The following is a 13,055-nucleotide window of genomic DNA, read 5'->3' as shown; positions in this document are numbered from 1 at the left end:
ACTGACTATATCTATTTATTTTCGTTGTGCTCCTGGTTCTCCTCCTGTGCCTGGCGGTCGATGAGCTTCACCTTCTCGATCGCGGCGGCCATCTCTTCGCGGGCGCGGTCGATCTTGGCCTTCACATCGGCGACGAGCGCCTCGGCGTTCTTCGACTTGGCGAAGAAACCGATGTTGTTCTCCAGCAGGCCGATCTCCTGTTCGAGCTGGCGCACCTTATTGTAAAGGCGCTCGCGCTCCGAACGCAGGCGGTTGCTGCCCGCCGATTTGAGCGTCGAGACCTTCTCGCGGAAACGGTTCATCGAACGGTCGCGCTCCGAACCGCGCAGCGTGTTGAACAGCGCATCGACGGCGGCCTTGTATTTCTTCTGGATGGCATCCTTCTGCTTGATGGGCACGAACCCGATCTCGCCCCAGCGGCGCTGGAACTCGCGGATCACGTCGTATCCGCCGGCCTTGACGTCGGCCGCGGCCATCTCATCGAGCAAGGCGAGTTTCTGCCGGAGGTTCTCCTCGTGCTCGCCGTCCACACTGGCAAAATGCGAAGCCTTGCGCTCGAAGAACTTGTCGCATGCGGCACGGAAACGCTTCCAGATCGCATCCGAATGACGGCGCGACACGGCACCGATCTCCTTCCAGCGGGCCTGCAGGGCGATCAGCTCGTCCGTGGCCTTCTTCCACTCCTCGCTGTTCATCAGCGACTCGGCGGCCTCGCATATCTCGGTCTTCAGCTGCAGGTTGTGCTCCATCTCGGCCTTCACCCCGGCATAGAACTGCCGCTTGGCCTCGAAGAACTTGTCGCATGCCGTGCGGAAACGCTCGTAGATACGGTTGTTGTCCTTCTTGGGTGCGAAGCCGATGGTTTTCCAGGTCTTCTGGATCTCCAGCAGGCGGTCGCTCGCACGGTTCCACTCCTTGCGGGTCGTGAGCGGCTGCGCGGCCAGCTCCTCGGTGGCGGCACAAAGCTCCGTCTTGAGTTCGAGGTTTTTGACCTGCTCGCCCTTGAGCGATTCGAAATGCTCCTGATGCTGTTTGTTGATACGGCTCGACGCCGCCTTGAAGCGCTCCCAGAGCACCTCTTTATATTCATTGGCTACGGGGCCCGTCTCGCGCCACTCGTCATGCAGCTTCTGCAGCTTGTGGAACGCCTCCACAACCGAAGGCTCCAGCACCAGCGCTTCGGCCTGCTCGCAGAGGGCGATCTTCTGCTCGTAGTTCTTCTTCAGGTCGAGGTCGCGCAGCTCCTTGTTGATTTTGATGAAGCTGTAGAAATTCTCGACATGCAGGTTGTAGGTCTCCCACAGGTCTTTGACGTTCTGCTGCGGCACGATGCCGGTCTCCTTCCAGCGCTGCTGCAATTCGCGGAACTTATTGAAGGTATGGTTGAGCGTCTCGTCCGAATTGACCAGTTCCTTGAGCTCCTCGATGATCCCGAGCTTGACCTGGAGGTTCTTCTCCTTCTCGGCCTCGAGGTTTGCGATGAACTCGTCGCGGCGATGGCGGTACTCCTTGAACAACTCCTTGAGCTGTACTTCGGCGCCGTCCACGGCCGGTGCGAAATCCTCTTCGCTGCCCCCCTCCTCGACGAACTTGCGGCGTGCGGCCTCGACCTCGGCGCGGCGGATGCGGTAGAAAGCGATCTTCAGCGCCTCCACATCCCGGCGGATCGACTGCACGGGCTGCTCTTCGAGCATACGCATAAAGAGGGCTACCAGCTCTTCCTTGCCCTTCCCGGCAAACTTGTCCTCGGCGGACGGCGCTTCCTGGGCCAGTTGGTCGGCAGCGGCCTCTTCAGCCGTCTCGCCCTCCAGTTCCAGCCCGGCATCCTGCGCGGCGAGCGCCGCCTCCTCGTCCGCGAAATCCACTTCGGCACCGGCCGGCACGGCCTCCTCGCCGGATTCGGTCTCCACCGCCTCGGCAACGGGCTTGATACGGGCACGCTTCGCACGCGGCGCGGCCTCGGGTTCCGCCACGGGCTCCTCCGCCGCAGGCGCTTCAGCCACGGGCACCTCTGCCGCGGGCGTTCCCGCAACGGATTTTTCCGTCTCGGGTTCTTCTGCCGCGGGTGTTTCCACGACGGGTTCCGCCTCCGCTGCTGCGGAGGCCTCGGTTTCAGGGACTTCGGAAGTCACTTCGGAAGTTACGGTCTGCACATCTTCAGCAGCATCGCTGACTCGCTCCTCGGGAGCAGGAAGATTCGGATTTTCAGTAGCCATCTCAGTACACGTTTTTGATTTCCATATATACGGAAGTATATAAATCTCGCAAATATAACCATTTTTCCCGGGCTACCGAACGATTTAGCCGGAAATTTGCTAACTTCGCCCGAGATATGAGCGGCACGCAACCGCGCCCAATTGCCGCGTGCGATACAAAACCTGTCAACCGGAACCATGAGCCACCGCATCCTGCTTGTCGACGATGAAATCGACATCCTCGAATTCGTGAGGTACACCCTCCAGAAGGAGGGCTACGAAGTATTCACGGCGCAGAACGGCGCCGAGGCGCTGAAGGCCGCCGCCGAGTGCCGTCCGCACCTGATCCTGCTGGACATGATGATGCCCGTCATGGACGGTGCGCAGACCTGCCGTGCCATCCGCCAGGATCCGCAGCTGCGCGACACGATGGTGGTATTTCTCTCGGCGCTGGGCGAGGAGGATCAGCAGCTTACGGGCTTCGGCGTCGGGGCGGACGACTACCTCACCAAGCCGATCAAGATGAAGCTGCTGGTCAGCCGCGTGCAGGCCATCCTCAAGCGGATCGACGCCGAAACCGCGCCGGCGGAACCTGCCGCGGCAGGCATCGCCGTCGACCGCGAGCATTACACCGTGACGCGCGACGGCCACGAGATAGCCCTTCCGCGCAAGGAATTCGCGCTGCTCGACCTGCTCTATTCGTCGCCCGGGAAGCTCTTCTCGCGCGAAGAGATATATACGAAGATCTGGGGCACCGAGGTGGTCGTGGGCGACCGCACCATCGACGTGCACATCCGCAAACTGCGCCAGAAGATCGGCGACGAACGCATCGTCACCATCAAGGGCGTGGGCTACAAATTCGAACCCTGAGCCGGGCCATTCCCGGCGAATGAAACGCATATGGACACACAGAACAAATACCGGCGCATCGTCATCAAGGTGGGCAGCAACGTGCTGACCCGCGACGACGGCCGTCCCGACACCACCCGCATCTCGGCCCTGGTCGACCAGGTGGCCCGGCTCCACCGCGCGGGCACCGAGGTCATCCTGGTTTCGTCGGGAGCCGTGGCCTCGGGGCGCAGCATCCTCGGGCAACGCGCCGGGAAGCTCGATTCGGTCTCCGCACGGCAGCTCTTCTCCGCCGTGGGGCAGGTCAAGCTACTCAACCGCTACTACGACCTCTTCAACGAATACGGCATCGTCTGCGGGCAGGTGCTCACCACCAAGGAGAGCCTCTCCACACGGCGGCAGTACCTCAACCAGCGCAACTGCATGGAGACGATGCTCGCCAACGGCGTGCTGCCGATCGTCAACGAGAACGACACCATCTCGGTCACCGAACTGATGTTCACCGACAACGACGAGCTCTCGGGGCTCGTCGCGGCCATGATGAACGCCGAAGCGCTCATTATCCTGAGCAACATCGACGGCATCTACGACGGCTCGCCCGCCGACCCCGCATCGCAGGTCATCCGCCGTGTGAAACCCTCGGAAGACCTCTCGCAGTACATCGACCCCGTACGCTCGTCGCGCGGCCGCGGCGGCATGGCCACCAAGAGCCGCGTCTCGTCGCGCGCCGCGGCTGAAGGCATCGAGGTCATCATCGCCAACGGCCGCCGCGACGGCATCCTCACCGACCTCGTACTGGCCGCAAAGGATGTGCCCTGCACCCGGTTCGAACCGGCTCCGAGGGCAGCCTCGGGCGTCAAGAAATGGATCGCCAGCAGCGAAGGCTTCGCCAAGGGCGTGCTGCGCATCGACCAGGGCGCCGCCGAAGCCGTCCGCGCCAGCAAGGCCGCCAGCATCCTCGCCGTGGGCGTCACAGCCGTCGAGGGCGACTTCGAGCGCGACGACCTGGTGCGCATCCTCTCGCCCGACGGGGCACAACTGGCCGTGGGACGCATCTCGTGCGACAGCGGCACCGCCCGCCGCAACATCGGACGCAAAGGACTCAAGCCCCTCGTCCACTGCGATTACCTCTACATGGAATAAACGATTATGGACTACGAATCCCTGTTCAAGGCCGCCCGGAAGGCCGGGACGGCGCTGGCCGACGTCGAACCCGAACGCCTCGGCCGCATCCTGCAACACGCCGCAAGGCTCCTGCGCGGGCATACGCCCGCATTGCTCGAAGCCAACGCCCGCGACATCGAGGCCATGCCCGCCTCGTCGCCCATGCTCGACCGCCTGCGGCTGACCCCCGAACGCATCGACGCCATCGCCTCCGACATGGAGGCCGTTTCGCACCTGCGTTCGCCGCAGGGCGAGGAACTGGCGCGCTGGACGCGCCCCAACGGCATGACCATCGTCAAGCGCCGCGTACCGTTCGGCGTGGTCGGCATGGTCTGCGAAGCCCGCCCCAATGTCACGGCCGACATCTTCGCGCTCTGCGTCAAGACGGGCAACGCCTGCGTCCTGAAAGGGGGCAGCGACGCCCGCCATTCCAACGAGGCGATCGCGGCGCTGCTGCACGAAGCACTCGCAGCCGAGGGCATCGACGAAAACACCTTCACGCTGCTCCCCGCGGGGCACGAAGCCGTGGGGGCGCTGCTGAGCGCCGTGGGCTATGTCGACGTAGTCATCCCGCGCGGCGGGGCGGGGCTGATCCGCTTCGTCCGCGAGAACGCCCGCATCCCGGTCATCGAAACGGGCGCCGGCATCGTCCACACCTATTTCGACATCGACGGCGACCTCGAAAAGGGACGTGCCGTGGTCTGCAACGCCAAGACGCGCCGCGTGAGCGTCTGCAACGCCCTCGACTGCCTGGTCATCCACCGCGGCCGCCTCACCGACCTTCCGGAGCTGTGCGCACCGCTGGCCGGGGCGCATGTGACGGTCTACGCCGACGAAGAGGCTTTCGCCGCCCTCGACGGGCACTACCCCGCCGGGTTGCTGGAACATGCCGCCGAAGAGCATTTCGGCACCGAGTTCCTCGACTACAAACTGGCCGTGAGAACCGTCGCGTCGCTCGACGGGGCGCTGGCGCATATCGCCCGCTACTCGTCGCGCCACAGCGAAGCCATTGTCACCGAAAACAAGCAGGCCGCCACGCAGTTCACGCGCAGCGTCGACGCCGCATGCGTCTACGTCAACGTCTCGACCGCCTTCACCGACGGCGGGCAGTTCGGCTTCGGCGCCGAAGTGGGTATCTCGACGCAGAAACTCCACGCCCGCGGCCCGATGGGACTGCCCGAACTCACGACCTACAAGTATATCGTCTCGGGCGACGGACAAATCCGCCAACCTTAAATCCCGATACGACAAAAAAACCTCAAAAAACGGCAGGAAAAATAACAATCCGTAAGCATTTTTTCTGTAAATTTGCATATCCTTAAAATTTGGTGTATATTTAACTTATGATTCGTGAACTTCTGGCCGTAGGATGCGGCGGCGCTGCCGGCAGCATCGTCCGCTACCTGCTTTGCGGCGGAATCATGGCGGGACAGACGCTGCTGGGATTCCCGGCGGGTACGTTCACGGTCAATGCCGCGGGTTCGCTGCTGATCGGCATCCTGCTCGAAGCGACCAGCTCCGAGACGCTCGGATGGCTGCTCATCGTGGGTTTCTGCGGCGGGTTTACCACTTTTTCGACCTTTTCGGCCGACGCGGTGCGCCTGCTGCGCGAGGAGTGTTACACGGCGGCGGCGACCTATGTGGGGCTGAGCGTGGCGGTATGCATTGTTTTTGCAGCCGCCGGCATGTGGATAGGAACGACATTTAGAAATTAACTATAAAGAGAAATGGTAATTTTGGTATTGAACTGCGGCAGCTCGTCGATCAAGTATCAGGTGATCGACATGGAAGCCGCATCGAGCAAACTGCTCGCGAAAGGAATCGTGGAACGCATCGGCCTGCCGGAAGGCGACCTCACCCATAAGCCCGTCGGCAAAGAACCGTTCGAGCTGCACCGCCCCATCCCCGACCACACCACCGGCATCAAACTGGTGCTCGACGCGCTGACCGACCCCGCACACGGCGTCATCGGCTCGCTCGACGAGGTGAAGGCCGTCGGCCACCGCGTGGCGCACGGCGGAGAGTTCTTCCCCGAGAGCTGTATCGTGACCGAGGAGGTGAAATCCAAGATCCGTTCACTGTTCGAAATCGCACCGCTGCACAACCCGGCCAACCTCGAAGGCGTGCTGTCGATCGAGAAAGTCCTGCCGGGCGTCCCGCAGGTCACCGTCTTCGACACCTCGTTCCACCAGACTATCCCGGCCGTAAACTACATGTACGCCCTGCCCCACGCCTATTACGACAAGTACCGCGTACGCAAGTACGGCTTCCACGGCACCAGCCACAAATACGTGGCACAGACCGGTGCCCGGCTCGCGGGCCTCGACTTCGAGAATTCGAAGATCATCACCTGCCACATCGGCAACGGCGCATCGGTCACGGCCGTGCTCAACGGCAAGTCCCATGACACGTCGATGGGCTTCTCGCCCGTGGACGGGCTGGTGATGGGTACCCGCTGCGGCAACGTCGACCCCAGCGCCATCACCTTCATCGGCGAAAAGGAGGGCATGTCCTACGCCGAGGTGAACGAGATGATGAACAAGAAATCGGGCGTTTTGGGGCTCACCGACCTTTCGAGCGACATGCGTGACATCGACCGCGCCTACGACGAAGGGAACCCCCGCGCCATCCTCGCCCGCGACATGCACTACGGGCGCATCCGCAAATTCGTCGGGGAGTATGCCGCCGAAATGGGCGGCGTCGACCTGATCGTCTTCACGGGCGGCGTGGGCGAGAATTCGTGCGAGATGCGCGAGACGGTCTGCACGGGGCTCGAATTCATGGGCGTCGAGTTCGACCGCGCAGCCAACAAGGGCGCCCGCGGCGTGGACAAAATCCTTTCGAAACCCTCCTCGCGGGTCAAGGTCGCCGTCATCGCCACCGACGAGGAACTGGTCATCGCCACCGACACGTACAATCTGGTAAAATAAATAAAAGCACAACACCACAATGATCCAACATCTTACAGAAATCGTCGACGAGGCGAGAAAAAGGGGTAAAAAACGGCTGGCCGTAGCCTACGGCCAGGATTCGCATACGCTGGAAGCCGTCTACGAAGCCTACAAGGAAGGTATCGTGGAGCCCACGCTGTTCGGTGAGAAGAAAGTCATCGAGCAGGTATGCGCCGAAAACGACATCGACATCAAGGCATTCAACATCGTCGACGAGGCCAGCGACGTCAAATGCGTGCAGCAGGCCGTGGCCGCCGTCGTGGCGGGCAACGCCGACGTGCTGATGAAGGGACTTGTCTCGACCGACAAGTACATGCGCGGCATCCTCAACAAGGAAGCCGGGTTGTTCCCCCCGAAGGGCGTGCTGAGCCACGTGTCGATCGTCGAGATGCCCTGCTACCACAAACTGCTGGTCATCTCCGACGTCGCGGTCATCCCGCTGCCCGACTTCAAACAGAAGATCAAGCAGATCGGCTACCTTGCAAAAGTCGCCAACCTGCTGGGCATCGAAACCCCCAAGATCGCCTGCATCGCCCCCTCCGAGCAGCTGCTCCCCAGCGTCATTTCGTCGACCGAAGGCGCCCTGCTCGCCAAAATGGGCGACCGTGGACAGCTGGGCAACGTCATCATCGACGGCCCCCTGTCGCTCGACGTAGCACTCTACAAGGATGTCGCCGAGCACAAGAAAGTCAAAGGTTCGTCTGTAGCGGGCGACCCCGACTGCCTGCTTTTCCCCAACCTGGAGTCGGCCAACGTCTTCTTCAAGTCGGTGACGCACCTCTGCGGAGGCGAACTGGCCGCCATGGTCGCAGGCACGAAGGTGCCCTGCGTACTGACCTCGCGCGGCGACACGAGCAAGACCAAACTCTACTCGATCGCACTGGCTTGCCTGGCCGTAAAACAATAGGCACACACCTACACCAACCTACCAACTACTAACCGGAACCGAATTTATGGGCTTCAAAATCTTAGCGATAAATCCCGGCTCTACGTCCACCAAGGTCGCCCTCTATGACGAGGAGCGGCCTTCGTTGGATCTGACCCTGCGCCACACGGCCGAACAGATCGCACGTTACGCCAACATCATCGACCAACTGGACTGGCGCCGGGAAATGATACTCACGGCGCTGTCCGAACACGGGTTCGACATCATGCAGCTGTCGGCCGTCATCGGACGCGGCGGGCTCGTACGCCCCATCCCGGCCGGCGTATACGAAGTCAACGAAGCCATGCGGCGCGACCTGACGAACGCCACGATGGAACACGCCTCGAACCTAGGGGGATTGCTGGCCGCCGAGATCGCCGCCATGGCGGGCGTCAAAGCCTACATCGCCGACCCGGTGGTCGTCGACGAGATGGAGGACGTGGCACGCCTGAGCGGCCATCCCGACTGCCCGCGCAGATCGATCTTCCACGCACTCAACCAGAAAGCCACGGCACGCCTGCACTGCGACCGCATCGGCATCGTCTACGAAAAGGCAAACCTCGTGGTCGCACACCTGGGCGGGGGCATCTCCGTCGCCGCGCACAAACAGGGACGTGTCGTCGACGTCAACAACGCGCTCGACGGCGACGGCCCCTTCGCACCCGAGCGGGCGGGCAGCCTGCCTGCGGGCGAATTCGCCGACCTATGCTTCTCGGGGCGTTACACGCGCCGCGAAGTCCAGAAAATGCTGGCCGGCCAAGGCGGGCTCGTCGCGCACCTGGGCACCAATTCCATGATGCAGGTCTCGGAGCGTATCGCGCAGGGCGACGAAAAAGCCCGGCTCGTGGCCGAGGCCATGTGCTACGGCATCTCGAAGCAGATCGGCGCCATGGCCGCCGCCATGTGCGGCCGGGTCGACGCCGTCATCCTCACCGGGGGCATCGCCCACAACGAGTTCGTCGTGCGGTACATCGAACAGCACTGCTCGTTCATCGCCCCCGTTTCAGTCTACCCCGGCGAGAACGAACTCGAATCGCTGGTCGCCAACGCACTGGTCGTCCTCCGCGGCACCATCGTCCCGAAGGTCTACGCCTGACGGGCAAAGGAGCTGCGCACGCGAGGGAGCCGCCCATGCGGCAGCGACCGCCAAGGCAGCAACTCCCGGACACCGCATACGCCGTGCGAAACGGCGAACCGCGCGCCAAACAGAAACCGGGCTGCAAAACGGAACCGCGCCGCAACAGAAACGTCCGCCGGATCAATATCCGGCGGACGTTTTTCCTGTGTATATCCGGCAGTGACGGCCAGCCCCGGCAGCCGGCCTATTTGCGGATGAACTGGCGCCTGGCCAGTGCGACCACCTCGCGGAAGGCTTCGAGCCGGAACAGTGCAGAAAGCAGGACGTAGCTGACCACGCCCGCGGCGACTTCGGCCAGCAACCGCAACAACGCATTGCCCGGCACCGCCAGCGCCGTAACCCGCACGAGAGCGTACATCGCCCCGGCCACGAGCAGCATCGGCAGCACCGTGCGCACGAAGCGTCCTGCGCCGAATGACGTGAAACGGGTCGTGGCGAAGAAGTTGATCGCCATCTCGCAGAAGGCGATCACCACCAGCCCCCAGATGACGGCCTGGACGCTGACCGGAATCGTCACGGCGAATACCACCGACATCATCACCTTCTTGGCGACCTCCAGTTTTACGATCAGCGCACCGCCGCTCTTGACTTTCAACACATTGTAGGCCACCAACCCCAGCGGGTAAAAAAGCCCGGCCAGGCATACCGCTTCGAAATAAGGCACCGTCGCCATCCACTCCCCTCCCAGGAAGACGGCGAACATGTCCTCGGCGATGGCCGACAGGCCGAGCATCACGGGGAACATGGCATAGGCCACGACCATGACGATCTGCCGGTAACTTTCGGCCAGTTTCGGCGCGTCGTCCTTGATCTTGGCCAGCGCCGGGAAGGTCACGTTCTGCACGGCCTGCATGGCCGAAGTCGCCGGCTGGTCTTTCAGCTTGACGGCCTGCTCGTACGAGCCGAGTGTCTCCTGCGGATAGAGTTTCCCGAGAAATATCTGGGGCACCTTGTTATAGAGGGTCGAGATGAAATCGGTAGCCAGCAGGCTGAAACTGTACGGCGCCATTTCGCGCAGCGGCCGCCGGCTGCACTTCCCGCAGGGACGCCAGTCGCTCAGCCACCACAACAGCAAGGCCCGCACGGAGGCCTGCAATACGCGCTGCACCACGATGCACCAGATCCCGAACCCGGCCAATGCGAGGCCGATGGCCACCATCCCGGCGATGAACCACGAGGCGAAGGTGACCTTCGAGAGCAGTGCGAAGCGGAATGTCCGGACAAAAATCGTATTCTGGATCGCACATGCGGCGCTCAGCGGCAGTTGGAGGAAGAATACCGGTGCTATCCGCGTGATTTCCGGCATGTCGTAGAACCGCGCGATGCTCCCCGCCAGCGCTACCAGCACCCCGTAAAGCACGAGCGCAACCCCGACGTTGAAGGCGAAGACCGATTTGTAATCGTCGGCCGTAGGTGTCCCCTTGCGGATCAGCGCCTGCGAAAAGCCGCTGTCGGCAATCACGATCGCCACGGCAAGGAAGGCCGTCGGGATCGCGATCACACCCATGATGGCGGGGTTCAGCAGCCGCAGGATCGTAAGGCTCACGGCCAGCTGGAGAAGCATCGTACCGACTTTCTCGGCCATGCTCCACGCCACGCCGCTGGCTACCTTATCCCTGAGCTGCCCGTCCACCGCCTAAGATTTTTGCGCGGCAACGATCTCTTCGTTACGCTTGCGGATATTGAGGACATTGGCGATCTCGACGTACGACGCACCGCCGTCGGGGCCGAAACTGCCGCCCACGATTGCCAGCAGGTCCTGCCCGTCGAGCTTCTGGTGCTGTTCGATGACCTCCAGCGCGTCGATCAGGAAGTGGTACCTGTCCTTCAGCTCCTGGTTGCGCAGGATCGGCACCACGCCGTACGACAGGGCCAGGATACGCTGCGCATGCAGCTGATAGCATACGGCCATCACGGTTTTCTGCCCGCGGAATGCAGCCAGGTAACGGCCCGTACGGCCGGTCTTGGTGTCGAGCACCACATATTTTATCGGCAGGTTGGTCGAGGCACGCACGGCCGAACGTGCCAGCTGCGCCGTGATCTCGTGGTTCACCGAGACCATGTCCATGTCGATCATCGGTTTGAAATGCGTCTCGTCGCGTTCGATCTCGCGGGCGATGCGGGCCATCGTTTCCACCGATTCCACGGGGAAGTCGCCCATCGCCGTCTCGTCGCTCAGCATCACGGCGTCCACGCGCTCGTAAATGGCACTCGCCACGTCGCTCACCTCGGCGCGCGTCGGACGCGGGCTCTTGACCATCGAATAGAGCATCTGCGTGGCGATAATTACCGGGCGCTTGGCGCAAATGCACTTCTCGACGATGCGCCGCTGGGTATTGGGAATCGCCTCGGCAGGCAGCTCCACCCCCAGGTCGCCGCGCGCCACCATGATGCCGTACGACGCCTCGATGATCTCGTCGATGTTGTCGAGCCCTTCGCGGTTCTCGATCTTCGAGATGATCTTGATCTTGCTGCCGTGGGCATCGAGGATGTCCTGCACGGCCTTGATATCCTTGGCGCTGCGCACGAACGAGTGTGCGATGAAATCCACGTCGTTCTTCACGGCCCACTCGATAAACCGGCGGTCTTTCTCCGTCACCGAAGGCAGGTTGATCGACACCGACGGCACGTTGACGCTCTTGCGCGAACGCATGGCGCCACCCACGACGAATTCGCAGGTCAGCTCCTCGGCGGTCTTTCCCACGACACGGATCTCCAGTTCGCCGTCGGCGATCAGCATCCGCGCCCCGACGGGAATGTCATCCACGATATTGGGGACGTTCATGTAAACCACCTTGCGGGTCGTCTTGTCGCTGCCGTCCGAGCCGCGCACGGCGACACGGTCGCCCGGCCGGAAATTGATGCTGTTACCGTATTCGTCGGCGATCGTCGTGACACGGATTTCGGGGCCCTTCGTATCTATCATGATCGGGATGGCCGGGTTAACGCGGTGTACGGTCTCGACAATATGCGTAGCGCCCTCTTCCGAGACATGCGCCGAATTGACACGAACCACGTCCATACCGGCATCGAAAAGGTTTTTCACGAACTCTTCGGTGCAACGGAAATCCGACATTGTTGCGACGATCTTGGTTTTTTTCATTCTATACATAAAAGTATGATGCTAAAATATTAGTATTTCGACATTTCACGTTACGCCCGGTGCCCGCTCCTGCACACGCTCCGCGCGAACAGCCGGGGAGGGGCCTTCCGCACGCACTCCCTCCCCCACCGGGCCGGGGAATGGGGCGCTCCGGGAAGCCGGGGCTTACTCCCTGCCGCGGAGCAACAGGGCCTCGACGCCCAGCCGGTAGGAATCCAGCCCGAAACCCATGATCGAGCCCACGGCCACGGGAGCCAGGAGCGAGACGTGGCGGAACTCCTCGCGCGCGAGGATCGACGAGATGTGCACCTCGACGACCGGCACCGACACCGCCGACACCGCATCGCGCAGCGCCACCGACGTATGGGTATATCCGCCGGCATTGAGCACCACACCGTCGTAGGTGCCGTCGGCCTGCTGTACGGCGTCGATCAGCTCGCCTTCGAGGTTGGACTGGAAATAACCGAACCCGACGGCCGGATAGAGTGCTTCGAGCTCCCCGAAAAAGGTTTCGAAAGTCCGGGTGCCGTAGACCCCGGTATCGCGCCGCCCCTGCAAATTGAGGTTCGGGCCGTTGAGAATCAATATCTTCATCTTCGAGACTGTTTGACACGCACGGCACACCCGGGCGCAATCCGCAGGCAAAGATAGTGATTTTAAAGAATTTTTAATACCTTTGTTCGACATCGCCCGTTAAATAATGATTTCAAACGCCGCCCACGCCCCTGCT

General features: G+C 62.1%; 11 protein-coding genes. 7 read left to right on the top strand and 4 right to left on the bottom strand.

Going from position 1 to position 13,055, the window contains the following annotated elements:
* Positions 1 to 11 precede the first annotated feature (11 nt).
* Entirely contained in the window at positions 12 to 2,132 is a 2,121-nt protein-coding gene (locus tag NQ559_RS11150) for a DUF349 domain-containing protein (protein ID WP_026318211.1), read from the bottom strand.
* Positions 2,133 to 2,393: 261 nt separating this feature from the next.
* Here NQ559_RS11150 and NQ559_RS11145 point away from each other — a divergent pair, with 261 nt between their 5' ends.
* The 7 genes from NQ559_RS11145 (at position 2,394) to buk (ending at position 9,180) form a co-directional block, all read left to right on the top strand.
* Positions 2,394 to 3,065: a response regulator transcription factor gene (locus NQ559_RS11145; protein ID WP_018695025.1), complete on the top strand. Its 672-nt coding sequence runs from the start codon at positions 2,394 to 2,396 to the stop codon at positions 3,063 to 3,065.
* Positions 3,066 to 3,095: 30 nt separating this feature from the next.
* Positions 3,096 to 4,187 carry a glutamate 5-kinase gene (gene proB / locus NQ559_RS11140; RefSeq protein ID WP_018695024.1) on the top strand — a complete coding sequence of 364 codons (1,092 nt, stop codon included), beginning with the start codon at positions 3,096 to 3,098 and terminating at the stop codon, positions 4,185 to 4,187.
* A 6-nt stretch (positions 4,188 to 4,193) separates the two neighbouring features.
* Positions 4,194 to 5,444, top strand: a complete 1,251-nt coding sequence (locus tag NQ559_RS11135; RefSeq protein ID WP_018695023.1) for a glutamate-5-semialdehyde dehydrogenase — start codon at positions 4,194 to 4,196, stop codon at positions 5,442 to 5,444.
* Between the two features lie 107 nt (positions 5,445 to 5,551).
* Positions 5,552 to 5,923 (top strand): fluoride efflux transporter CrcB, encoded by a 372-nt coding sequence (gene crcB / locus NQ559_RS11130; protein ID WP_018695022.1) that lies wholly within the window; start codon positions 5,552 to 5,554, stop codon positions 5,921 to 5,923.
* 12 nt (positions 5,924 to 5,935) lie between these two features.
* Positions 5,936 to 7,138 (top strand): acetate/propionate family kinase, encoded by a 1,203-nt coding sequence (locus NQ559_RS11125; RefSeq protein WP_018695021.1) that lies wholly within the window; start codon positions 5,936 to 5,938, stop codon positions 7,136 to 7,138.
* Positions 7,139 to 7,157: 19 nt separating this feature from the next.
* Positions 7,158 to 8,066 (top strand): phosphate acyltransferase, encoded by a 909-nt coding sequence (locus NQ559_RS11120; RefSeq protein ID WP_018695020.1) that lies wholly within the window; start codon positions 7,158 to 7,160, stop codon positions 8,064 to 8,066.
* Between the two features lie 46 nt (positions 8,067 to 8,112).
* The gene (buk, locus tag NQ559_RS11115; RefSeq protein WP_018695019.1) at positions 8,113 to 9,180 is read left to right on the top strand and encodes a butyrate kinase; all 1,068 of its coding nucleotides are present in this window, start codon (positions 8,113 to 8,115) and stop codon (positions 9,178 to 9,180) included.
* A gap of 226 nt (positions 9,181 to 9,406) precedes the next feature.
* Here the strand turns inward: buk and NQ559_RS11110 are convergent, their stop codons facing one another.
* The 3 genes from NQ559_RS11110 to aroQ form a co-directional block, all read right to left on the bottom strand.
* Positions 9,407 to 10,855 carry a lipopolysaccharide biosynthesis protein gene (locus NQ559_RS11110; RefSeq protein ID WP_018695018.1) on the bottom strand — a complete coding sequence of 483 codons (1,449 nt, stop codon included), beginning with the start codon at positions 10,853 to 10,855 and terminating at the stop codon, positions 9,407 to 9,409.
* A 3-nt stretch (positions 10,856 to 10,858) separates the two neighbouring features.
* Positions 10,859 to 12,334 (bottom strand): pyruvate kinase, encoded by a 1,476-nt coding sequence (pyk, locus tag NQ559_RS11105; protein ID WP_026318210.1) that lies wholly within the window; start codon positions 12,332 to 12,334, stop codon positions 10,859 to 10,861.
* A 156-nt stretch (positions 12,335 to 12,490) separates the two neighbouring features.
* Positions 12,491 to 12,919: a type II 3-dehydroquinate dehydratase gene (aroQ, locus tag NQ559_RS11100; protein WP_018695016.1), complete on the bottom strand. Its 429-nt coding sequence runs from the start codon at positions 12,917 to 12,919 to the stop codon at positions 12,491 to 12,493.
* Positions 12,920 to 13,055: the final 136 nt, after the last annotated feature.

Source organism: Alistipes onderdonkii, from assembly GCF_025145285.1.
Lineage (GTDB): Bacteria > Bacteroidota > Bacteroidia > Bacteroidales > Rikenellaceae > Alistipes > Alistipes onderdonkii.
This window is presented reverse-complemented; position numbering and strand designations above follow the sequence as displayed.

Bases quoted from the DNA above. Each gene is read 5' to 3' on its own strand.
- NQ559_RS11125 (WP_018695021.1), top strand. From the start codon at position 5,936: ATGGTAATTTTGGTATTGAACTGCGGCAGCTCGTCGATCAAGTATCAG.
- NQ559_RS11120 (WP_018695020.1), top strand. From the start codon at position 7,158: ATGATCCAACATCTTACAGAAATCGTCGACGAGGCGAGAAAAAGGGGT.
- NQ559_RS11145 (WP_018695025.1), top strand. From the start codon at position 2,394: ATGAGCCACCGCATCCTGCTTGTCGACGATGAAATCGACATCCTCGAA.
- aroQ (WP_018695016.1), bottom strand. From the start codon at position 12,919: ATGAAGATATTGATTCTCAACGGCCCGAACCTCAATTTGCAGGGGCGG.
- proB (WP_018695024.1), top strand. From the start codon at position 3,096: ATGGACACACAGAACAAATACCGGCGCATCGTCATCAAGGTGGGCAGC.
- buk (WP_018695019.1), top strand. From the start codon at position 8,113: ATGGGCTTCAAAATCTTAGCGATAAATCCCGGCTCTACGTCCACCAAG.
- pyk (WP_026318210.1), bottom strand. From the start codon at position 12,334: ATGTATAGAATGAAAAAAACCAAGATCGTCGCAACAATGTCGGATTTC.
- NQ559_RS11135 (WP_018695023.1), top strand. From the start codon at position 4,194: ATGGACTACGAATCCCTGTTCAAGGCCGCCCGGAAGGCCGGGACGGCG.
- crcB (WP_018695022.1), top strand. From the start codon at position 5,552: ATGATTCGTGAACTTCTGGCCGTAGGATGCGGCGGCGCTGCCGGCAGC.